20 protein-coding genes and 1 pseudogene are annotated in these 21,257 nt (G+C 54.2%); 12 read left to right on the forward strand and 9 right to left on the reverse strand.

Translation table 11 applies throughout. The annotated features are described in order from the left end of the window. Positions 1 to 44: 44 nt before the first annotated feature. The gene (rraB, locus tag HV213_RS25800) at positions 45 to 470 is read right to left on the reverse strand and encodes a ribonuclease E inhibitor RraB (protein ID WP_110276605.1); all 426 of its coding nucleotides are present in this window, start codon (positions 468 to 470) and stop codon (positions 45 to 47) included. A 99-nt stretch (positions 471 to 569) separates the two neighbouring features. Here rraB and argL point away from each other — a divergent pair, with 99 nt between their 5' ends. Both argL and argF read left to right on the forward strand, forming a co-directional pair. Then, on the forward strand, positions 570 to 665 hold the full coding sequence (gene argL, locus HV213_RS33810) for a putative translational regulatory protein ArgL (protein WP_442788129.1): 96 nt from the start codon (positions 570 to 572) through the stop codon (positions 663 to 665). After that, positions 635 to 1,639 carry an ornithine carbamoyltransferase gene (gene argF / locus HV213_RS25805; protein ID WP_181483846.1) on the forward strand — a complete coding sequence of 335 codons (1,005 nt, stop codon included), beginning with the start codon at positions 635 to 637 and terminating at the stop codon, positions 1,637 to 1,639. Before argL ends, argF begins: the two co-directional genes overlap by 31 nt. Before the next feature lie 2 nt (positions 1,640 to 1,641). Here argF and HV213_RS25810 read toward each other — a convergent pair whose 3' ends face one another. The 6 genes from HV213_RS25810 to HV213_RS25835 form a co-directional block, all read right to left on the reverse strand. Next, positions 1,642 to 2,367, reverse strand: a complete 726-nt coding sequence (locus tag HV213_RS25810; RefSeq protein WP_181483847.1) for a GntR family transcriptional regulator — start codon at positions 2,365 to 2,367, stop codon at positions 1,642 to 1,644. A gap of 84 nt (positions 2,368 to 2,451) precedes the next feature. Continuing rightward, positions 2,452 to 3,870 carry a YfcC family protein gene (locus tag HV213_RS25815; RefSeq protein ID WP_181483848.1) on the reverse strand — a complete coding sequence of 473 codons (1,419 nt, stop codon included), beginning with the start codon at positions 3,868 to 3,870 and terminating at the stop codon, positions 2,452 to 2,454. A 55-nt stretch (positions 3,871 to 3,925) separates the two neighbouring features. Further along, entirely contained in the window at positions 3,926 to 5,491 is a 1,566-nt protein-coding gene (locus tag HV213_RS25820; protein WP_181483849.1) for an amidohydrolase, read from the reverse strand. A gap of 95 nt (positions 5,492 to 5,586) precedes the next feature. Further along, a complete protein-coding gene (locus HV213_RS25825; RefSeq protein WP_181486505.1) occupies positions 5,587 to 6,417 on the reverse strand; it encodes a PfkB family carbohydrate kinase in 831 nt (276 codons plus the stop codon). A gap of 12 nt (positions 6,418 to 6,429) precedes the next feature. Beyond that, a complete protein-coding gene (locus HV213_RS25830; RefSeq protein ID WP_181483850.1) occupies positions 6,430 to 7,404 on the reverse strand; it encodes an SIS domain-containing protein in 975 nt (324 codons plus the stop codon). Between the two features lie 235 nt (positions 7,405 to 7,639). Further along, positions 7,640 to 8,092 carry a YhcH/YjgK/YiaL family protein gene (locus HV213_RS25835; RefSeq protein WP_181483851.1) on the reverse strand — a complete coding sequence of 151 codons (453 nt, stop codon included), beginning with the start codon at positions 8,090 to 8,092 and terminating at the stop codon, positions 7,640 to 7,642. A gap of 194 nt (positions 8,093 to 8,286) precedes the next feature. Here HV213_RS25835 and HV213_RS25840 point away from each other — a divergent pair, with 194 nt between their 5' ends. The 5 genes from HV213_RS25840 (at position 8,287) to HV213_RS25865 (ending at position 10,994) form a co-directional block, all read left to right on the forward strand. Beyond that, entirely contained in the window at positions 8,287 to 8,391 is a 105-nt protein-coding gene (locus HV213_RS25840) for a pyrBI operon leader peptide (RefSeq protein ID WP_072351778.1), read from the forward strand. Positions 8,392 to 8,427: 36 nt separating this feature from the next. After that, a complete protein-coding gene (gene pyrB / locus HV213_RS25850; RefSeq protein ID WP_181483852.1) occupies positions 8,428 to 9,405 on the forward strand; it encodes an aspartate carbamoyltransferase in 978 nt (325 codons plus the stop codon). A 96-nt stretch (positions 9,406 to 9,501) separates the two neighbouring features. After that, positions 9,502 to 9,963 carry an aspartate carbamoyltransferase regulatory subunit gene (gene pyrI / locus HV213_RS25855; RefSeq protein ID WP_110276600.1) on the forward strand — a complete coding sequence of 154 codons (462 nt, stop codon included), beginning with the start codon at positions 9,502 to 9,504 and terminating at the stop codon, positions 9,961 to 9,963. Between the two features lie 122 nt (positions 9,964 to 10,085). Then, positions 10,086 to 10,472, forward strand: coding sequence for a 2-iminobutanoate/2-iminopropanoate deaminase (gene ridA, locus HV213_RS25860; RefSeq protein ID WP_110276599.1), 387 nt, complete (start codon positions 10,086 to 10,088; stop codon positions 10,470 to 10,472). Positions 10,473 to 10,541: 69 nt separating this feature from the next. Further along, a complete protein-coding gene (locus HV213_RS25865; RefSeq protein WP_181483853.1) occupies positions 10,542 to 10,994 on the forward strand; it encodes a transposase in 453 nt (150 codons plus the stop codon). Positions 10,995 to 11,045: 51 nt separating this feature from the next. Here HV213_RS25865 and mgtA read toward each other — a convergent pair whose 3' ends face one another. After that, complete coding sequence (gene mgtA, locus HV213_RS25870) at positions 11,046 to 13,754, reverse strand: magnesium-translocating P-type ATPase (protein ID WP_181483854.1); 2,709 nt, start codon at positions 13,752 to 13,754, stop codon at positions 11,046 to 11,048. A gap of 146 nt (positions 13,755 to 13,900) precedes the next feature. Further along, a complete protein-coding gene (mgtL, locus tag HV213_RS33815; protein WP_220138900.1) occupies positions 13,901 to 13,954 on the reverse strand; it encodes a mgtA regulatory leader peptide MgtL in 54 nt (17 codons plus the stop codon). 180 nt (positions 13,955 to 14,134) lie between these two features. Between mgtL and treR the strand changes: the two genes are divergently transcribed. From treR to nrdD, 5 genes and pseudogenes are all read left to right on the forward strand, one after another. After that, entirely contained in the window at positions 14,135 to 15,082 is a 948-nt protein-coding gene (gene treR, locus HV213_RS25875) for a trehalose operon repressor TreR (protein WP_181483855.1), read from the forward strand. Positions 15,083 to 15,210: 128 nt separating this feature from the next. After that, positions 15,211 to 16,629, forward strand: coding sequence for a PTS trehalose transporter subunit IIBC (treB, locus tag HV213_RS25880; protein WP_181483856.1), 1,419 nt, complete (start codon positions 15,211 to 15,213; stop codon positions 16,627 to 16,629). Between the two features lie 52 nt (positions 16,630 to 16,681). Then, positions 16,682 to 18,337 (forward strand): alpha,alpha-phosphotrehalase, encoded by a 1,656-nt coding sequence (gene treC, locus HV213_RS25885; RefSeq protein WP_181483857.1) that lies wholly within the window; start codon positions 16,682 to 16,684, stop codon positions 18,335 to 18,337. Positions 18,338 to 18,556: 219 nt separating this feature from the next. Then, positions 18,557 to 18,748, forward strand: a pseudogene (locus HV213_RS25890) (MurR/RpiR family transcriptional regulator); the annotation flags it as partial. A gap of 370 nt (positions 18,749 to 19,118) precedes the next feature. Next, the gene (gene nrdD / locus HV213_RS25895) at positions 19,119 to 21,257 is read left to right on the forward strand and encodes an anaerobic ribonucleoside-triphosphate reductase (protein WP_181483858.1); all 2,139 of its coding nucleotides are present in this window, start codon (positions 19,119 to 19,121) and stop codon (positions 21,255 to 21,257) included.

Below are 21,257 nucleotides of genomic sequence, written 5' to 3' on the forward strand. Positions count from 1 at the left end.
AGTTCCTTGCTATACGGCGGCATGCCGCCGTATATCTCTGCGGCTTAGTGGCGAACGCCGTCGTCATCTTCATCAACGAGATCTTCGTCGTCGTCACCTTCTTCGTCTTCACCGTTAGGATCTTCGTAGTAGGTGCCCCAGCCGTCGTATTCAACTTCATATTTTTCTGCCAGCGTCATCAGTTGCTCAACCTGAGTATCGATCAGCTCAGCATTCAGCGCGGACTCACTGAGGATATCGCAACAGATAACGGTATCACCTTCTTCGACTTCCAGCTCTTCTGGCTCGGTCACTTCATAACCCAGTTTGAAGGCTTCTACCGCCACTTTCTCCAGCGTTTCGAAGTCGTCGGCAGAGAGATGATGCTCAATGGTGTACAGCGCGTCCGGATCGCTGCCATCTTCAAGCAGCTCTTCGATAATCAGACGCGTTTCTTCACGCTGTTCTTCCAGTAGTTCCGGGTTTGCCATGGCTCGTTCCTCATAATGTGTCGCAGATACTTCTATTGTCACATACCGCCGTGATTGCCTCCACCTTCTGAGAGAAAGATTTATGACACGGGGTTGCAAATGAATATTCATACATATAAAGTGAATTTTAATTCAATAAATGGCCTAAGCCATGTGAGGGAAACATGTCTGCGTTTTATCAGAAGCATTTTTTAAAGTTGCTTGATTTTACTCCTGCCGAAATCACCGCCCTGCTTGAGCTGGCGGCCAGACTGAAAGCTGATAAGAAGAACAATATCGAAATTCAGCATCTCACCGGTAAAAACATCGCGCTCATCTTCGAAAAAGACTCTACCCGCACCCGATGCTCTTTCGAAGTTGCCGCATTTGACCAGGGCGCTCGCGTCACTTACCTCGGGCCGAGCGGCAGCCAGATTGGTCATAAAGAGTCGATCAAAGACACTGCCCGCGTGCTGGGCCGGATGTATGACGGCATTCAGTACCGCGGTCATGGCCAGGAAGTGGTGGAAACGCTTGCCGAATATGCCGGTGTTCCGGTCTGGAACGGCCTGACCAACGAATTTCACCCAACTCAGTTGCTGGCAGATCTGTTAACTATGCAAGAACATCTACCGGGCAAAGCCTTTAATGAGATGACCCTGGTCTACGCCGGCGACGCGCGTAACAATATGGGGAATTCGATGCTCGAAGCCGCCGCGTTGACCGGGCTGGAGCTGCGTCTGGTGGCCCCGACGGCGTGCTGGCCGGAAGAGAAACTGGTCGCACAGTGTCAGGCGCTGGCGAAGAAAAACGGCGGTAACATCACCCTGACCGAAGATATCGCTGCGGGCGTGAAAGGCGCTGACTTTATCTATACCGACGTGTGGGTATCGATGGGCGAAGCCAAGGAGAAATGGGCCGAGCGGATAGCACTGCTGCGCGATTATCAGGTGAACAGCAAGATGATGGCGCTGACCGGCAATCCGCAGGTGAAATTCCTCCACTGCCTGCCCGCGTTCCACGACGATCAAACCACGCTCGGCAAACAGATGGCGGCGGATTACGGCCTGCATGGCGGAATGGAAGTGACCGATGAGGTGTTTGAATCCCCAGCGAGCATTGTTTTCGACCAGGCGGAAAACCGTATGCATACCATCAAAGCGGTGATGGTCGCGACGCTATCCCACTGAGATTAGAAACTGAAGGTATAGCGTTCGGCAACGATATACTGTTCCCCGTAGTGAATCGGCTGATGCTGGCTGTCCAGAATCAACGTTTTCATCAGGAACAACGGTTCGCCGGGCTGTTGCTGTAGAAGTGGTGCGTTATCCGCATGCGCGCGCACCATTTCTACCGTCGTTTCTCCGGCATACGTTGGCACAATGGCGTGCTTTTCACGTAATAATTGATACAGCGACCCGCTGAGATCTTCCTGCTGTAAAAATCCCAATCGCTTTAAAGAATAGTAGTTATTTTCCAGCATCAACGGCGCATCCCCTGCGATTCTGAGCCGCTGGATATAAAGCAGTGAATCATCACTCTCAAGTTCGAGCAACTGGCGGGCATTACGGTAGTCCGAAAGAATTTCGCTACGGATAACCACGCTGTGAGTCGGCAGATGATTCACATTACAAGCGGCAGTAAAGCTAAGCAGATGAACAACTTTGCGTTCAATTTTAGGCAGACAGACAAAAGTGCCCTTCCCTTGTTTTTTTACCAGATACCCTTCTGCAACTAACTCTTTCACTGCATTACGCACCGTAATACGGCTGATGTTATAGAGTTCGCTGAGCTCAACCTCGGTCGGTATTTTCTCGCCTTCAGCGAGTTTTCCAGACGAGATATCACTGAGGATTTTATCCTTAAGCTGCCTGTATAGCGGGATGGAAGTATTCTGTTGCAGTCCAAAATTCGACATAAAAGAGGTACCAGCACGGCCATTAATGCGAAGCGGGATTATAATCGAAGCGCGCACGTCAAACCACGACGGCGCGCATATCCCTTATACCCAGGCCGAAATAGCGGCAAATACCGCGCTGACTATCCACAGTATCGGGAACAGTGGGGCAATCGCCTTCAACCACTGACCAAATCCAATGCGCGCGATTGACAGTCCAGCCAACAATACACCGCCAGTTGGCGAAATCAGGTTGGTCAAGCCATTACCAAATTGATAGGCCATGACCATCGCTTCTTTGTTAATTCCGACCAGGTCACCTAATGGTGCCAGAACCGGCATCGTCAGCGCTGCCTCGCCCGAGGATGACGGAACAAAGAAGGTGATCACGTTATGACCCAACAGCATCAGGGTGGTAAAAGCATACTGCGGCAACCCTTCCAGCATTTCCGATAGACCATACAACATCGTGTCGATAATTCGCCCATTTTCCGCAATCACCAAGATGCCACGCGCAAGACCTATCACCACCGCGGCATACACGAACTCTTTACAGCCTTCGACAAAACTGTCGGCCATGCCGCTAATTCCCATACGCCCGACAATGCCGGAGAACAGCCCCAGAGCCAAAAAGACAGAACCGATCTCGACCATATACCAGCCGCGGGTGATTAATCCCCATGAGATGATCGCCAGCGCTAAGACAAAAGCGATGATAATGACCCGATCGGCCCTGGAAAAATGCACTGCCGTATTTTGTGTCGACAAAAACTGCGCACGGTTCTGACAATCGTTTTCATAAACTGGCGACTTTTGCGGGAAACATTTAACCCGATGGGCGTACCACATGGTGTAAGCAATAGCGAGCAGCGTAAAGACCAGCCACGCGATTGCCCGTAGCCACAACTGTGGGTTGCCCTGGATACCCGCGACGCCCTGTGCGATAAGCACCGAGAACGGGTTCGTCATCGCGCCAACGTAGCCTATCTGGGTTCCCAGGAACAGAATCAGGAGCGCGGTCATTGAGTCATATCCCAGCGCTAACATCAGGGAAATAAAAATCGCATACAGAGGAATGACTTCTTCGCTCATGCCAAAAGTTGCCCCCCCCAGGCTAAACAAGGTCATAGCGATAGGGATGACAAGAATACCTTTTCCGGCCAGTCGTTCAGCCAGGGCCAGCAGACCTCGCTCGATGGCTCCAGTACGCAAAATGATGCCAAAGGCCCCGCCAACAATGAGCACAAACGCAACAACGTCCGCAGCCTTAATGATCCCTTCCATCGGCGCGGCCAGCACGGCGGTGAAACCCTGACGCAAATCGCCATCTGCACTGACTTTTTCCAGCAGATGGTAAGACCCCGGGATCACTAACGTTTTCGTTTCACCACCGGGTAAGGTGACTGAGTGATAGTCAAAGCTGCCGCTGGGAATACACCATGTCAGCAGCGCCACTAATACAATAATGAAGAAAATCAGAGCGTAGCAGTGCGGCATCGCCCACTTTATTTTTGCAATACGCATAATCCGCCTCGGTAAGATGTTTATGTTATGTCCGCCGCAATACAGCGTTTATAGGTTATAAAAGGTCGTGCGTAATACGTCCGTCAGCCAGCGTTAGCACGACTCTGGATGCACGCAGCTCATCGTTAGGACAGGTCAGCAAGTTGCTATCAAAGACGGCGATATCAGCACGTTTTCCAGGCTCGAGGCTTCCCGTCACCTCTTCCATACCGTGATGGCGAGCGCTGTTCAGCGTCCAGGCGGTTAAAAGCTGTTGGCGGGTCATTCCGCGATCGCGATGCCAGCCATTCTCCGGTGAGCCATCAGGGAACTGGCGGCAGCAGGCGGCATACATCGCGTCCGGAATGGAAGGAATAAACAACGGCAGGTCAGTACCGATAGTTACCGCCACATCGGCGTCGAATAATGCGGCATAGTCGTAGAATTGCACCTCACGCGCTTCGCCATAACGTTCACGCATATACGCGTCGGTTTCGCTGCCATTGAGGAGCAAAATTTGCGCGTATACTTCGGCAAAAAGGCCAAGTGCCGCCATCCGGGGAATATCATCGGGATGCGGACACTCCAGATCGCTAAGAGAATGCCAGGTCATTCTATTTGGGTCACGCTCACGACACTCGGCAAAAATATTGATGCAGTGGCGAATCGCGGCATCCCCTTCGGCGTTCATGCAACAATTGAATCCCTGAGCGTCGGCCGCCAGCACTTGCTGACGTAGAGTGTCATAATTAACCGGACGTTCATTATGCGTGGTGGGCCGGTCGGCGTAGGGATAAAGCATATCGCCTGTATGATCGGCAATCACACCATCGACCATAAATTTGAAACCATGAAAACGTAGCCATGGCGACTGAAATCGGCCTCGTGCATGCTCACCGAAAGAGAGGTTAATCGGTGCAGAAACCGCCTGAGAAACAATGCTAACTCGCAGTGACAGCGCCTTTTCTTTTTCCAGCTCAGACCAGGCGTCCATCAATGACGGTGAGTCGTTGAAACAAACGTCTTTTATCGCCGTAATGCCCTGCGCCGCCAGCCGCACCATAAATGCCCGCATGTCATCCTTTAACTGCCCGGAGTCAGCCAGCATCTCATTAAGCAGCGAAATTCTTGCCTCTGCGCTGCACTCAGCGGCGGTGAAAGCGTATCGTTCCTCAGCGGCACGATTCATCCAGCAGTAGCTTTTGTCATCATTAATCGCCACAACTGGTCGTTGCGGGAAAGTTTCATCAAGTAACCCGGCATCGGGCAGTGCACCCCAACGGGATGTTGACCATCCCCAACCGTAGAGGCTTTGCCCTGCCGACAGTGCTTGCTCTGCGGTTTTTAATAATTCAAGCGCTTCGTGGCTATCGCCTGCAGCACGCAAATCAACCCCACGTCGCATGCTCATATAACCGGTGAAAAAGGTGTGATTGTCGCAAAACCCAGGGCAAATCAGCCGGTCGCCAAGTTCAAGAACGCGGGTGTATTCGCCTCGCCACGGGCTAATGTCGTCCCCGTCAGCTAGCATTGCCGCGATCTCACCATTTTTAATTACCACATATCCGCTAAAAACCTGATCGCTGACGGCGGTAAAAATGGCATCAGAACGTAAAATCAAATCAGCAGCTTCGGTATTCATTGTTCTTTCCTCTCGGAAAAGAGCGCACAAATCCCCGTTTCCGTCCGGCAAGCGGACGGAAATCACATCAATAAACGGGGAGATGGCGCTATGAGTTAGTAGCGAACTCCGTAGCCAAAAGCACCCTCTTTCAGGCAGATTTGTGCCGAGAAAGCAGCCGCCTTTTGCAGGCTATCGGTAATGGCCTGGCATTGATCGCCCACTGGTTGCGCAAGGAAATGACAGACAAAAGCGGTGATGAACGCGTCGCCCGCGCCCATGGTGTCAACCGGCGTAACATAGTCAGGAGCCTGCTGATACCAGTCTTGCCCGTCGAATAAAATAGCCCCTTCATCGCCGCGCGTGGCGCAGACAATACGACTGCCGCTGGCCTGTGCCTGTTGCACAATTTCACGCGTTTGCGACAAGCTGTAATCCGCGCAGGAGAAGAAGGCAAAATCGACATAGCGGCATAGCGGCAGCACCTCCTCCAGCACAAAGTCGTCGGAAAAATCGAAGGAGAGCGGAATATTGAGCTGACGTAACCCAGGAAGTTGCGTATCAATATAGCTATAACAGCCGCTGTGGATCAGGTCGAAGTTACGCAGATATTGCTCATGCTGAAAGATAAAATCCATGGAGGTATTTTTGCGAATCCCCCCGGCGTTAGAGCCGAGGAAAATACGCTCACCCTCTTCGATTTTCAGCTGCGCGCAGCCATTGTCTCCAGCTACCTGCAGACAATGCGGCCACTTCACGCCAACTTTATCCAGCACGTTCATCACGTGGCTAGCGGCATCATCATCGCCAAAAATCCCCAGATAGGCCGCGTTGTGCCCGAGCATTGCCGCATAAGCGGCAAAGTTGAGCGCATTTCCACCGGGATACATGGTCTGCGTATGTGCATATTTATCGACGACATTATCGCCAATTCCAATCACGTTCATCATGATTCCCTTTTAGTAAGCCACCAGCCCCATATAGCGGCGGGTATCCAGCGGATGTTGACGAATATCCGCCAGTGCAGAGCGGTATTCACACATGATGCTGTAAAACAGCACCGGATTGAAAAACTCCACCACTGACGGCGGCAGAACGCCTATACCCAGTTCTTTGGCGTCAACCACCTCAACTTTTTCGGCGTAAGTAGAAAGAAACTCTTGAGCACGCTCATCCATCACTCGCGTACGACCTTCATTCATTAGCAAAATAAACGGGGTTTCTTTATCGGTGACTTCAAAAGGACCGTGAAAATATTCGCCAGAGTGGATAGGCGCCGCATGCAGCCACTGCATCTCCATTAACGAGCAGATGGCAAACCCGTAGGCATGACCGTAAGACGCCCCGCTGGAGAGGATATAGAACAGCTTTTCATCCTGATATCGCTGGGCAAAGCGCTGGCAGCGCTCCGCGACCTGCTGGCGGCCTCGGGCAATGACGCCGTTGATTTGGCTCATCCCCTGTTGGAAATCAGCGTAATGCTCGAAACCTTCGACCTGCTGCAGCGTATCAACGCACAGGTTCAGGATGATCGCCATCGGGTTATCGACCACGTTGGTATCATTGCCCCAGGCATAGAGAATATTGTGGCTGGCATATTCGATCAGCTGTGCCTGAGCGTTGTGGGTAAGCGTAATGGTTTGCGCCTGGTGCTGCTGTGCAAACTTAGCCGCAGCGACGGATTCAGGGGTGTTACCACCATGCGAGCAGACGATAACCAGCGAGTTTTCTCCCAGCGTTTTCGGTGTCGCATAGACAAACTCATTTGCTGTATACATCCCGACATGCAGCTGAGTCGCTTCGCTATCAAGGAAATATTTCGCCGGATACATATCAACCAGCGATCCACCACAGGCAACAAGGAAAATCTGACGGATACCACCGTGGTCTTTCATCCCTTCCGCAACAGACTTAATTATTTCATTACTATTCATACAATTAAAACTCCACGTCACATTATTGGCTGTTTAAACTCAACGGAAACAACATTAATACGTTATATAACGTATTAATGAGATCGCCATCAAAATTTCCACAAATGCGCACGGGTATGTGTGTCCTGATGAAGGCATGAAGAGGGGAAATAAAGAGTTAAAAGCGAAGAAAAGAATAAAAAAAAGGCTAACCTCGTGTTATGCAACGAACGTTAGCCTCTGATGAAAAAATTGATTACACCATCAGCATCTTCACCACAGCTTTGCGCACTTTTGCCGGTGCGCCGACGGCGCACAGCGGTTTATGCACTTCGCCAGGATAAAACACGACAAAATCCCCTTCGCTGAGGATCACGGTTTTCTCCTGCTCGCCTGCCGCCAGAAATGCGATATCTTTGTCCGCCAGCCAGTCGGTATCCGGCGCTCCGGCAGGCAGGTTGCTGAAGGTCATTCCTTCCTGCCCGTTCAGGACAATTTGGATATCCAGATAGCGGGCGTGATACTCAGCACGACGATCGGCCATCGGCTCGGTAGTATCTTCAGAAATCAGATAAAACAGGTTGTTGCCGTCAATATCATGCTTGCCGAGCGGTGTCGCATCAGTGACATGAGCTTTAACGTGGTCGATAGCCTCGCGCAGAGATTCCGGCAGCCAGCTTTGTAGATGGTGAATGTTTCCAACAATCATAATAACCCTCGAATATAAAACAGCTTTTCATTTTACGTTTTTATACCCCCCTTCCCACTGCCATACCACTCCTTTTTTGTGGTTTTTTGCGCTGACGCAACGTTATCCAGGCAAACGTTTACCTGTTTGTGGATTAATCGCTTGATCCGAAATATGAGCTGCGTATAATGCCACCCGTTTTGCCGGGAGGAATTATGGTTCAGTGTGTACGACATCGCGTCTTACCGCGTCTGAAAACAGACGCTGGCCTGCCGTTTTTCCTTTCCGTTGCATCCGTATTCGTAAAGCCCCTTATTTAAGGGGCTTTTTTTTTGCCCAGGCGTCAGGAGATAAACATGGCTAACCCGCTATTTCAAAAACATATCATTTCCATAAACGATCTCAGCCGCGAAGACCTTGAACTGGTACTGGCGACCGCTGCAAAACTGAAAGCCAATCCGCAGCCGGAGTTGCTCAAACATAAAGTGATTGCCAGCTGCTTCTTCGAAGCCTCTACCCGTACCCGCCTGTCATTTGAGACCGCGATGCACCGCCTCGGTGCCAGCGTGGTCGGCTTCTCAGACAGCAGCAACACTTCGCTGGGCAAAAAAGGCGAAACTCTGGCCGACACCATTTCAGTGATTAGCACCTACGTCGACGCCATCGTCATGCGCCATCCGCAGGAAGGGGCGGCGCGCCTGGCGACCGAATTCTCCGGCGGTATTCCAATTCTCAATGCCGGTGACGGCTCGAACCAACATCCGACACAAACGCTGCTGGATCTGTTCACCATTCAGGAAACCCAGGGTCGCCTCGAAAACCTGAGCATCGCCATGGTCGGCGACCTGAAATATGGTCGTACCGTCCACTCACTGACTCAGGCGCTGGCGAAATTCAACGGCAACCGCTTCTACTTTATCGCCCCGGACGCGCTGGCCATGCCGCAGTACATTCTCGATATGCTCGACGAAAAAGGCATCGCCTGGAGTCTGCATAGCGCCATCGAAGAGGTGATGGAAGAAGTGGACATTCTGTACATGACCCGCGTGCAGAAAGAGCGCCTCGACCCATCGGAATACGCCAACGTGAAAGCGCAGTTTGTTCTGCGCGCCGCCGACCTGGAAGGCGCACGAGCAAATATGAAAGTGCTGCACCCGCTGCCGCGCATTGATGAGATCACCACGGATGTCGATAAAACGCCGCACGCCTGGTACTTCCAGCAGGCCGGTAACGGCATCTTCGCCCGCCAGGCGTTACTGGCACTGGTATTGAATAGCGAACTGGCTCTGCATACTCAAAATGATTCGAGTTGCAGGAAGGCGGCAAGCGAGTGAGTCCCCATGAACATAGATAACTATGTGATTGGGGCGAACGAACGCAGCCAACGCGTCTGCGACTTGAATCATGAAGAGTATTAAGGGGAAATGACGATGACACACGACAACAAATTGCAGGTAGAAGCCATCAAACGCGGCACCGTTATCGACCACATCCCGGCGCAGGTCGGCTTTAAGCTGCTGACGCTGTTCAAACTGACCGAAACAGATCAGCGCATCACCATCGGCCTGAATCTGCCGTCAGGTGAGATGGGCCGCAAAGATTTAATCAAAATCGAGAATACTTTCCTGACCGATGAGCAGGTTAACCAGCTCTCCCTGTACGCGCCGCAGGCCACGGTGAACCGTATTGATGAGTATGAAGTGGTGGGTAAATCTCGCCCAAGCCTGCCGGACCGTATCAACAACGTGCTGGTGTGCCCGAACAGCAACTGTATCAGCCACGCTGAGCCGGTCTCTTCCAGTTTTGCGGTGAAAAAACGCGAAAACGACATCGCGCTGAAGTGCAAATATTGTGAAAAAGAGTTCTCGCACAATGTGGTTCTGGCGAACTAATTGAGGTTGGTATTGTGTACCCGGCTCCCTATAATGGCCGGGTCTCTTACCCCTCATCTTTCAGATTGTCGCGCAGTTAGCGACGCGAAAGATTTGTATAATGCTGTTATTCAGGAGAAATCATGTCTAAAACTATCGCGACGGAAAATGCACCAGCAGCCATCGGCCCGTACGTTCAGGGTGTTGATCTGGGTAGCATGATCATCACTTCCGGCCAAATCCCGGTCGACCCGAAAACCGGCAGCGTGGCGGAAGACGTTGCCGCTCAGGCGCGTCAGTCTCTGGACAACGTAAAAGCTATCGTTGAAGCCGCGGGCCTGAAAGTGGGCGATATCGTTAAAACTACCGTTTTCGTGAAAGATCTCAACGATTTCGCCACCGTTAACGCCGCTTATGAAGCCTTCTTCACCGAGCATAACGCCACCTTCCCGGCGCGTTCCTGTGTAGAAGTGGCGCGCTTGCCGAAAGACGTGAAAATTGAGATTGAAGCGATCGCCGTTCGTCGCTGATATCTGGCAGAAAGATAATCCAGAACGGCTTTCTGGATTATCTTTGCTATTCGCCACGGAGGGCCGGTAATGGCAAAAGCACGCTTTACCGATGAACAAATCGCTGATTTTCTTCAGCAGTCTAAAAACGGCGTCCCCAACAAAGTCTTGTGCGAAAAATATGAGTTTAGCGTCAGCACCCTGCGGCGCTGGCAAGAGCTGCACGCCGAAAATGTACGTGCCGAGTTGAAACAATTAGAGTCGACGGCCGCAAAAGTATTCCTGTGCTTCGTCATTACAGCCCTAATCCTCGCCATTATGTTCTCTAAATCCATCGGCGCATGCGTAATGTCCGTTTTCCTGGTGTACTGCGTTGGCTACATCCGCCGCTTTCGCCAAATATCGGCACAACACATCCGGGAAGAAAATATCTTTCTCTCCCGCTCCGGACGCGGAGCGAGAAATGCATTTTATCAATTCAGTTGGGCCTTCATCGCCCTTTTTGTCTTTAGCGTTGGCTATATGATCGTACGCATGGCCTGAGAAATTATCGGCCTGGGTAAAAACGCGCCAGGCCGATAATGAGCGAAGAAATTACTGCCAGCCGTAGCGGCGGCTGTAAAAGCCCTTAACCATCTGGGTCAGCGTCATATAGCCCGCCAGAATGGCAATCAGCCACGGGAAGTAGCTCAGCGGCAGCGCCTGAAGCTGCAAATAGCCCGCCAGCGGCGAGAACGGTAGCGCAACTCCCACCACCATCACCAGCAGCGTCATCACGATCAGCGGCCAGGCCGCACGACTCTGAATAAACGGGATCCGCCGCGTGCGGATCATATGCACAATCAGCGTCTGTGACAGTAGACCGACCACAAACCAGCCGGACTGGAACAGGGTCTGGGCTTCCGGCGTATTAGCATGGAACACCCACCACATCAGGCAGAAGGTCAGAATATCGAATATCGAGCTTATCGGCCCAAAGAAGACCATAAAGCGCCCGAGATCCGCCGGATTCCAGCGTTGCGGCTTACGAATCTGCTCATCGTCCACGTTATCAAACGGAATCGCTACCTGGGATACATCGTACAGCAGGTTCTGAATCAGCAAGTGCAGCGGCAACATTGGCAGGAACGGCAGAAAGGCGCTGGCGACCAGCACGCTGAAGACGTTACCGAAGTTAGAGCTGGCGGTCATTTTGATGTATTTGAGCATGTTGGCGAAAGTCCGGCGGCCTTCGATAACCCCCTCTTCCAGCACCATCAGGCTCTTCTCCAGCAGAATGATATCCGCCGCCTCGCGGGCGATATCCACCGCGCCGTCAACGGAAATACCGATATCCGCCGCGCGCAGCGCTGGCGCGTCGTTAATGCCGTCGCCCATAAAACCCACCACGTGCCCTTCACGTTTGAGCAAGGTGACAATCCGCTCTTTATGCAGCGGCGCCAGGCGAGCAAACAAGGTGGTGCGTTTTGCCAGTTCGGCCAGTTGATCATCGCTCAGCGCTTCAATCTGGCTGCCAATCACCACGTCGCCCGCATCCAGCCCCACTTCATGGCAGACTTTTGCCGCCACCAGCTCGCTATCGCCAGTGAGGATTTTCACCGTGATGCCGCTGGCCTTCAGCGCTTTTAGCGCCGGGGCGGTGGTCTCTTTCGGCGGGTCAAGGAAGGCAATGTAACCTTCGAGGATAAGGTCGGATTCATCCGCACGCTGGTAGTCGCCCTCACGTGCGGGTAGATATTTGGTCGCCACCGCCACCACGCGCAATCCCTGACGATTCAGGGTATCGGTAACGCGACGGATGCGCCGCAGCATGGTGTCGTCCAGCGGTACGATGTCACCGTTGTAGCGCACCTGGGTCGAGACGTTGAGGATCTCCTGCAATGCCCCTTTGCAGATAAGTTGATGGACGTTGTCCTGCTCCTGCACCACCACCGACATGCGGCGGCGCTCAAAATCGAATGGGATCTCATCCACCTTCTGCCAGCGCTCCGCCAGCCCGCGCGCCGACTCCAGCTCGACGCCTTCCAGCACCGCAGTATCAAGCAGGTTTTTCAGCCCGGTCTGGTAGTGGCTGTTGAGCCAGGCCGTATGCAGCACGCGTTCGCTCACCTTGCCGGAGACATCGGTATGGTTCTCCAGCACGATTTTATCCTGGGTCAGGGTGCCGGTTTTGTCGGTGCACAGAATGTCCATCGCGCCAAAGTTCTGGATGGCGTCGAGGTGTTTGACGATGACTTTCTGTTTCGACAGCTTCACCGCCCCGCGCGCCAGCGTCGAGGTGACGATCATCGGCAGCATTTCCGGGGTCAGGCCGACAGCGACAGAGAGCGCAAACAGCGCCGCTTCCCACCAGTCGCCCTTGGTATAGCCGTTAATCAGCAGCACTATCGGCGTCATCACCAGCATAAAGCGGATCAGCAGCATGCTGACCCGGCTGATGCCTTTCTGAAAGGCGTTCGGCTCGCTTTCCTGCTCGCTGACCCGCCCGGCCAGTTGACCAAACCAGGTGCCGCCGCCGGTGGCGAAAACAATAGCCTGCGCCGAACCGCTCACCACGTTGGTGCCCATAAAGCACAGGGTGTCACACTCTAGCGGGTTCGTTTGCAGCGGATCGCGGGTACGAGCGACTTTCTCAACCGGCAGCGATTCGCCGGTCAGCGAAGCCTGGGCGACAAACAGATCGCGCGCCTGAAACACGCGCAGATCCGCAGGGATCATATCTCCCGCCGACAGCTTGACGATATCGCCCGGCACCAGTTGATCGATCGGCAGCTCACACCATCGGCTTTCGCCCTGCTCATTCACCACTCGCAGCACCGTCGCGGTGTTGCTGACCATCGCCTTCAGGGCATCCGCCGCTTTGGTCGAGCGAGCTTCCTGAATAAAGTTAAGTAGCGTGGAGATCCCCACCATCAGGGCGATAACCGCCGCGGCGAACAGATCTTCCGTTGAGTAGGAGACAATCCCCAGAACGGTCAGCAGCAGGTTGAAGGGGTTGCGGTAACAGCTCCACAAGTGTACCCACCACGGCGAGGGTTTCTGCGCCGGGATCTGGTTTTCGCCGTGCTGGGCGATTTTCTGCGCAACTTCGCCTTCATTCAGCCCTTCCGGATGGCTGGCAAAAGCGCGCCAGACTTCATTTTCGTCCATTGCCGCAACGTTCAGACACTGCTTACCAAGCGAATCCGGAATCGGCGCGCTCGCCAGATTGCGGGCATCGGGCAGCGGATCGCGCTGGACCAAACGGCGCGGGAGATGACGGCCAAGCTGAGCAAACAGCTGGCGGGTAAAATTTTTCAGCATAAACAGTCCCTCCGCGCTCGCGCGAGCGAACGCAGAATAACCAACAGGCGCAAGCAAGCTCTACCTGTCAGGCATGTTATTTTTATGGCAGGGACATCAAAGACATCACTGCTTTACGCTTTCCGGTAAAGCAGTGCTAAGCAGGCTTACCGGAAAGAAAGGTGACTCCATCGAGGATGAGGAGTGGGATCGGGGTCCATAAAATCTCCGGTAAGTGAATACAAACGGCGCGAATTATAACGCTACCAATAATCTATTTGTGGCTATTATGGCGATGATACCCCCCGGAAACTAAACCAGACGTAAACCAGACTTTGCTCATTGTGGTTTCGTTGAGTAGCATTAGGCTCACTTTAATCGGACCACGACGAGAACCCTGCATGCAAAACCGGCTGACCATCAAAGATATCGCCCGCTTAAGCGGCGTCGGGAAATCAACGGTATCGCGCGTACTCAATAACGAAAGCGGCGTTAGCGAGCGCACCCGCGAACGGGTAGAAGCGGTGATGCAGCAACAAGGGTTCTCTCCTTCGCGTTCCGCCAGGGCGATGCGCGGCCAGAGTGACAAAGTGGTGGCGATCATCGTCACTCGTCTGGATTCGCTGTCGGAAAACCTCGCCGTGCAGACCATGCTTCCCGTCTTTTATGAGCAGGGCTACGACCCGATTATGATGGAAAGCCAGTTCTCTCCGGCGCTGGTCGAAGAGCATCTCGGCATACTCGCCCGGCGCAATATCGACGGCGTGGTGCTGTTTGGCTTTACCGGCATTCATGAAGAGATGCTCACTCCGTGGCGAGAAACGCTGGTGCTGCTGGCCCGCGACGCGCCGGGGATCGCTTCCGTGTGCTATGACGACGAAGGATCCATCAAAATGCTGATGCAGCGGCTGTACGATCTCGGGCATCGCCATATCAGCTTTCTCGGGGTGCCGCATAGCGACATCACCACCGGGCAACGCCGTCACCAGGCCTACCTCCATTTCTGCCAGAAAAAACATCTCACTCCCCTCGATGCGCTGCCGGGTCTGGGAATGAAGCAAGGTTATGAGAATGTCGCCAGCGTACTATCGGCTGACACCAGCGCGCTGGTCTGCGCCACCGATACCCTCGCCCTTGGGGCCAGCAAATATCTCCAGCAGCAGGGAATCGACAATCTCCAGCTTGCCAGCGTCGGCAGCACGCCGTTAATGAAGTTTCTTCACCCGGAGATCCTCACCGTCGATCCCGGCTACGCCGAGTCCGGACGCCGGGCGGCGCAGCAGTTGATCGAGCAGATCGCCGGGAGCAGTGAACCCCGCCAGATAGTGATTCCTGCCGTACTGAATTAAGCCTGTCTTAACGATTTATGTGATCTTCGCTGCGTTTCGGGAACGTTCCCATTTTGCAATTCAAACGGAGCGGTTAGGATTCACCCCAAGTTAAAACACAACCTCTCCCTCGGTCATGAGGCCTCATCATGAGTAAAGTGAATCAGCAGGACATCGATAAACTTATCGAGCTGGTGGGCGGGCGCGACAATATCGCCACCGTCAGCCACTGTATTACCCGTCTGCGCTTTGTGCTGAATAATCCAGCCATCGCCAAACCCAAAGAGATTGAACAGCTGCGCATGGTGAAGGGTTGCTTTACCAACGCCGGACAGTTCCAGGTGGTGATCGGCACCGAAGTCGGCGATTACTACAAAGCGCTGCTGGCCACTACAGGGCAAGCCAGCGCCGACAAAGAGCAGGCCAAAAAAGCTGCCCGGCAAAATATGAAGTGGCATGAACAGCTCATTTCACACTTCGCCGAGATCTTCTTCCCGCTGCTGCCTGCGCTGATCAGCGGCGGCCTAATCCTGGGTTTTCGCAACGTGATCGGCGACCTGCCGATGAGCAACGGCCAGACGCTGGCGCAGATGCACCCGTCGCTGAAATCCATTTATGACTTCCTGTGGCTGATTGGCGAAGCGATCTTCTTCTACCTGCCGGTGGGGATCTGCTGGTCAGCGGTGAAAAAAGTGGGCGGCACGCCGATCCTCGGCATCGTCCTGGGTGTCACCCTCGTCTCTCCACAGCTGATGAATGCTTATCTGCTGGGCCAGCAGGTACCGGAAGTGTGGAACTTCGGCCTGTTTACCATCGAGAAAGTTGGCTATCAGGCGCAGGTTATCCCGGCCTTGCTGGCGGGACTGGCGCTCGGCTTTATCGAGACTCGCCTGAAGCGCATCGTGCCTGACTATCTTTACCTGGTAGTGGTTCCGGTATGTTCGCTAATCCTGGCAGTGTTCCTCGCGCACGCCTTCATCGGCCCGTTTGGCCGCATGATTGGCGACGGCGTGGCCTGGGCCGTGCGCCACCTGTTGACCGGCAGCTTCGCGCCGATTGGCGCCGCGCTGTTCGGCTTCCTGTATGCACCGCTGGTGATTACCGGGGTCCATCAGACCACGCTAGCTATCGACATGCAGATGATTCAAAGCATGGGCGGCACGCCGGTATGGCCGCTGATTGCGCTGTCCAATATTGCCCAGGCATCGGCAGTGGTGGGGATCATCATCGCCAGCCGTAAACAGAACGAACGCGAAATCTCCGTTCCGGCAGCCATTTCCGCCTACCTCGGGGTCACGGAACCGGCAATGTACGGTATCAACCTGAAGTACCGCTTCCCGATGCTGTGCGCGATGGTTGGCTCTGGCCTTGCCGGACTGCTGTGCGGGCTCAACGGCGTAATGGCCAACGGCATTGGCGTCGGTGGCCTGCCGGGCATCCTCTCTATTCAGCCGAGCTACTGGCAGGTCTTCGCGCTGGCGATGGTCATCGCCGTGGTGGTGCCGATTGTCCTGACGACGGTCGTCTACCAGCGTAAATTCCGCCAGGGCACCTTACAGATTGTCTGATTTCTTATTTTCGGGGCGCGCTGTCGCCCCCTTTTTGCAGCAGGAACGCGATATGAATACCCTTCCCCTTTGGTGGCAAAACGGCGTTATTTATCAAATCTATCCGAAGAGTTTCCAGGACACGACCGGTAGCGGTATCGGCGATTTACGCGGCGTCACCTCACGCCTCGACTATCTGCAAAAGCTCGGCGTTGACGCCATCTGGCTGACGCCGTTCTACGTCTCGCCGCAGGTCGATAACGGTTACGATGTGGCAAATTACACCGCTATCGACCCGGCCTACGGCACGCTGGACGATTTCGACGAACTGGTGGCTCAGGCGAAGGCGCGAGGCATGCGTATCGTGCTGGATATGGTGCTAAACCACACCTCCACCGCGCACGCCTGGTTCCAGGAATCACTCAACAAAGAGAGCCCGTATCGCCAGTTTTATATCTGGCGCGATGGCGAACCGACCACTCCACCGAATAACTGGCGTTCCAAGTTTGGCGGCAACGCCTGGCAGTGGCATGCGGAAAGTGAGCAGTATTACCTGCATCTGTATGCCGTTGAGCAGGCGGACCTGAACTGGGAAAACCCAGAGGTGCGCGCGGAGCTGAAAAAGGTCTGTGAGTTCTGGGCCGATCGCGGCGTCGACGGCTTGCGCCTTGACGTAGTGAACGTGATTTCTAAAGGGCAATCCTTCCCGGATGACCACCAGGGCGATGGTCGCCGTTTTTATACTGACGGTCCCCGCGCTCATGAGTTCCTGCAGGAGTTCAGCCGCGATGTGTTTACCCCGCGCGGCCTGATGACCGTTGGCGAGATGTCCTCCACCACACTTGAACATTGCCAGCAGTACGCCTCGCTCGACGGCAAAGAGCTGTCGATGACCTTTAACTTCCATCACCTCAAAGTGGACTATCCCGGCGGTGAGAAGTGGACGCTGGCGCGCCCGGACTTTGTGGAGCTGAAGTCGTTGTTCAGCCACTGGCAGCAGGGGATGCACAATCGGGCCTGGAACGCGCTGTTCTGGTGTAACCACGATCAGCCGCGCATCGTTTCCCGCTTCGGCGACGAAGGCGAGTACCGCGTCCCGGCGGCGAAAATGCTGGCGATGGTGCTGCACGGTATGCAGGGCACGCCGTATATCTATCAGGGCGAAGAGCTAGGCATGACTAACCCGCACTTCACGCGCATCACCGATTACCGCGATGTAGAGAGCCACAATATGTTTATCGAACGCGCGGCGCAGGGCCAGGATGCCGATGAGCTGCTGGCGATTCTGGCGAGCAAATCGCGTGATAACAGCCGTACGCCAATGCAGTGGAATAGCGATGAAAACGGTGGCTTCAGCGCAGGCGAGCCGTGGATTGCGCTGAGCGATAACTATCACCAGATCAACGCCGAAGCGGCGCTGGCCGATCCGCAGTCAGTGTTTTATGCCTACCAGCAGCTGATTGCGCTGCGCAAAAGCACGCCAGTACTGACCTGGGGGGATTATCAGGATCTGCTGCCAGAACATCCATCGCTATGGTGCTACCGTCGCCAATGGCAGGGGCAAACCCTGGTTGTCATCGCCAACCTGAGCCGTGAGTTCCAGCGCTGGCAACCGGAAGGCATCAACGGCGACTGGCGGTTGTTGATGAGCAACTACGCGGAAGCAGCAAATCGCCCATCTGACATGACCCTGCGCCCGTTTGAAGCAGTGTGGTGGTTGCAGGAATAAGTGACCAGGTCTGCAGAATCCTGTGGTCGGGTAAGGCGTTTACGCCACAACCTGGGAAAAACCTTCCCCGCTCGCGCTACGCTTAGCGGGGCTACAGGTTCACAGCCGTCTGCGGTCCGGTAGCCCTGACAGGCGCGTCAAGCGCCGCCTCCGGGAAGAAGACGGTAGAAGCATTAAATGCGGTCAGCCGCAGACAGCGTCGCGCTGGCCTCCGGCGAGGCCGATGCTATTTTGCAAGGAGCCACCCTGCTGGCCCGCGTACAGGAAGCGACGATTTTTGCCCTCACCCCGGCTAATCATGCATTGAGCAATATGGCTTCCGCCCTGCTGCCGTTGCCTGAAAATGCGCAGACTGCGCGCTACGCCTTGCTGCTGCTGGTCGACCTGCTTAACGATACGCTAATCGCCTGAAATCCCTCTTATCAGTCTGAGCAATAGCTGTTCAGGTCCAATTTTTGCTTATTAAATAGGCAGATAAATTTACATTAAGCGCTAGCGCCCATCATTGCTACTCTCCTCTTTTTACTTTGTTCTGCATCAATAAAATTGCAAACATCTTTGATGCAAAGCACTACATATAGAACTTAAAATGCGTCCCGGCCCTACATATTGTATTAATAGTCTATTATGTCACCACAACCCATCGTAGTCTGGCGGTGATGGGATGTGGATAAAAAGGGCCGGAATCGAAGGGAAGCGGCGGCAGCAGTAGCGTCTCATGACTTCGGTTGACCTTCCGCCACTGTGGATAACCTGTTCTATAAAAAAGTATGGAGTGATCATGACACCGCATGTGATGAAACGCGATGGCTGTAAAGTGCCGTTCAAGTCAGAGCGCATTAATGAAGCAATTCTACGTGCAGCTAAAGCAGCGGGAGTCGATGACGCAGACTATTGCGCCACCGTCGCAGAAGTCGTTAGCCAGCAAATGGAAGGCCGCGCCCAGGTTGATATCAACGAGATCCAGACCGCCGTTGAGAACCAGCTGATGTCCGGTCCGTACAAACAGTTAGCGCGCGCCTACATTGAATATCGCCACGACCGCGATAGCCAACGTGAAAAGCGTGGTCGTCTGAACCAGGAAATTCGCGGCCTGGTTGAGCAGACCAACTCGGCCTTACTCAACGAAAACGCTAACAAAGACAGTAAAGTCATCCCGACCCAGCGCGACCTGCTGGCGGGTATCGTCGCCAAGCACTACGCGCGTCAGCACCTGCTGCCCCATGACGTGGTGATGGCCCACGAGCGCGGCGTGATCCACTATCACGACCTCGACTATTCGCCGTTCTTCCCGATGTTCAACTGTATGCTTATCGATCTGAAAGGCATGCTGACCCACGGCTTTAAAATGGGCAACGCCGAGATTGAGCCGCCGAAGTCTATCTCTACCGCAACCGCGGTGACGGCGCAGATTATCGCTCAGGTCGCCAGCCATATTTATGGCGGCACGACCATCAACCGTATTGATGAAGTGCTGGCGCCGTTCGTTGCCGAAAGTTTTAACAAGCATCGCAAAATTGCCGAAGAGTGGCAGATCCCGGATGCCGAAGGCTATGCCCGTTCTCGTACCGAGAAAGAGTGCTACGACGCCTTCCAGTCTCTGGAATATGAAGTGAACACGCTGCATACCGCTAACGGGCAGACGCCGTTTGTGACCTTCGGTTTCGGCCTCGGCACCAGTTGGGAATCGCGTCTGATTCAGCAGTCCATTCTGCGTAACCGCATCGCGGGCCTCGGTAAAAACCGCAAAACGGCGGTGTTCCCGAAGCTGGTATTCGCGATTCGCGACGGCCTGAACCACAAGTTTGGCGACGCTAACTACGATATCAAACAGCTGGCGCTGGAGTGCGCGAGCAAGCGCATGTACCCGGATATCCTCAACTACGATCAGGTCGTGAAGGTAACCGGTTCGTTCAAAACGCCGATGGGCTGCCGCAGCTTCCTCGGCGTGTGGGAAAACGAAGACGGCGAGCAGGTTCACGATGGCCGTAACAACCTCGGCGTTATCAGCCTCAACCTGCCGCGCATCGCGCTGGAAGCGAAAGGCGATGAAACTGCGTTCTGGAAACTGCTGGACGAACGTCTGCAGCTGGCGCGTAAAGCGCTGATGACCCGTATCGCCCGCCTCGAAGGGGTGAAAGCTCGCGTTGCACCGATTCTGTATATGGAAGGGGCCTGCGGCGTGCGTCTGAAAGCGGACGATGACGTTTCTGAAATCTTCAAAAACGGTCGTGCGTCGATTTCTCTTGGCTATATCGGCATCCATGAAACGATCAATGCGCTGTTCGGTGACGAACATATGTACGACAGCGCTGCGCTGCGCGAAAAAGGCGTCGCCATCGTTCAGCATCTGCGCGAAGCGGTAGACCAGTGGAAAGACGAAACCGGCTACGGCTTTAGTCTGTACAGCACGCCGAGCGAAAACCTCTGCGACCGCTTCTGCCGTCTGGATACCGCCGAGTTTGGCGTGATTAAAGGCGTGACCGATAAAGGTTATTACACCAACAGCTTCCACCTCGACGTGGAGAAAAAGGTAAACCCGTACGACAAAATCGATTTTGAAGCGGCCTACCCGCCAGTGGCTAGCGGAGGTTTTATTTGCTACGGCGAGTACCCAAATATTCAGCACAACCTGAGAGCGCTGGAAGACGTGTGGGATTACAGCTATCAGCACGTGCCGTATTACGGAACCAATACGCCAATCGATGAGTGTTACGAGTGCGGCTTTACCGGCGAGTTCGAGTGCACCAGCAAAGGCTTCACCTGCCCGAAATGCGGCAACCATGATGCCTCCCGCGTGTCGGTCACCCGCCGCGTCTGTGGTTACCTCGGCAGCCCGGATGCCCGTCCGTTCAACGCTGGGAAGCAGGAAGAAGTGAAACGCCGCGTTAAGCACCTGGGTAACGGGCAGATCGGTTAA

It is taken from the genome of Klebsiella sp. RHBSTW-00484, assembly GCF_013705725.1.
Taxonomy (GTDB): Bacteria; Pseudomonadota; Gammaproteobacteria; order Enterobacterales; family Enterobacteriaceae; genus Klebsiella.

Coding starts and splice junctions, on each gene's coding strand:
- rraB (WP_110276605.1), bottom strand. CDS start 470: ATGGCAAACCCGGAACTACTGGAAGAACAGCGTGAAGAAACGCGTCTG.
- argL (WP_442788129.1), top strand. CDS start 570: ATGAATATTCATACATATAAAGTGAATTTTAATTCAATAAATGGCCTA.
- argF (WP_181483846.1), top strand. CDS start 635: ATGTCTGCGTTTTATCAGAAGCATTTTTTAAAGTTGCTTGATTTTACT.
- HV213_RS25810 (WP_181483847.1), bottom strand. CDS start 2,367: ATGTCGAATTTTGGACTGCAACAGAATACTTCCATCCCGCTATACAGG.
- HV213_RS25815 (WP_181483848.1), bottom strand. CDS start 3,870: ATGCGTATTGCAAAAATAAAGTGGGCGATGCCGCACTGCTACGCTCTG.
- HV213_RS25820 (WP_181483849.1), bottom strand. CDS start 5,491: ATGAATACCGAAGCTGCTGATTTGATTTTACGTTCTGATGCCATTTTT.
- HV213_RS25825 (WP_181486505.1), bottom strand. CDS start 6,417: ATGAACGTGATTGGAATTGGCGATAATGTCGTCGATAAATATGCACAT.
- HV213_RS25830 (WP_181483850.1), bottom strand. CDS start 7,404: ATGAATAGTAATGAAATAATTAAGTCTGTTGCGGAAGGGATGAAAGAC.
- HV213_RS25835 (WP_181483851.1), bottom strand. CDS start 8,092: ATGATTGTTGGAAACATTCACCATCTACAAAGCTGGCTGCCGGAATCT.
- HV213_RS25840 (WP_072351778.1), top strand. CDS start 8,287: ATGGTTCAGTGTGTACGACATCGCGTCTTACCGCGTCTGAAAACAGAC.
- pyrB (WP_181483852.1), top strand. CDS start 8,428: ATGGCTAACCCGCTATTTCAAAAACATATCATTTCCATAAACGATCTC.
- pyrI (WP_110276600.1), top strand. CDS start 9,502: ATGACACACGACAACAAATTGCAGGTAGAAGCCATCAAACGCGGCACC.
- ridA (WP_110276599.1), top strand. CDS start 10,086: ATGTCTAAAACTATCGCGACGGAAAATGCACCAGCAGCCATCGGCCCG.
- HV213_RS25865 (WP_181483853.1), top strand. CDS start 10,542: ATGGCAAAAGCACGCTTTACCGATGAACAAATCGCTGATTTTCTTCAG.
- mgtA (WP_181483854.1), bottom strand. CDS start 13,754: ATGCTGAAAAATTTTACCCGCCAGCTGTTTGCTCAGCTTGGCCGTCAT.
- treR (WP_181483855.1), top strand. CDS start 14,135: ATGCAAAACCGGCTGACCATCAAAGATATCGCCCGCTTAAGCGGCGTC.
- treB (WP_181483856.1), top strand. CDS start 15,211: ATGAGTAAAGTGAATCAGCAGGACATCGATAAACTTATCGAGCTGGTG.
- treC (WP_181483857.1), top strand. CDS start 16,682: ATGAATACCCTTCCCCTTTGGTGGCAAAACGGCGTTATTTATCAAATC.
- nrdD (WP_181483858.1), top strand. CDS start 19,119: ATGACACCGCATGTGATGAAACGCGATGGCTGTAAAGTGCCGTTCAAG.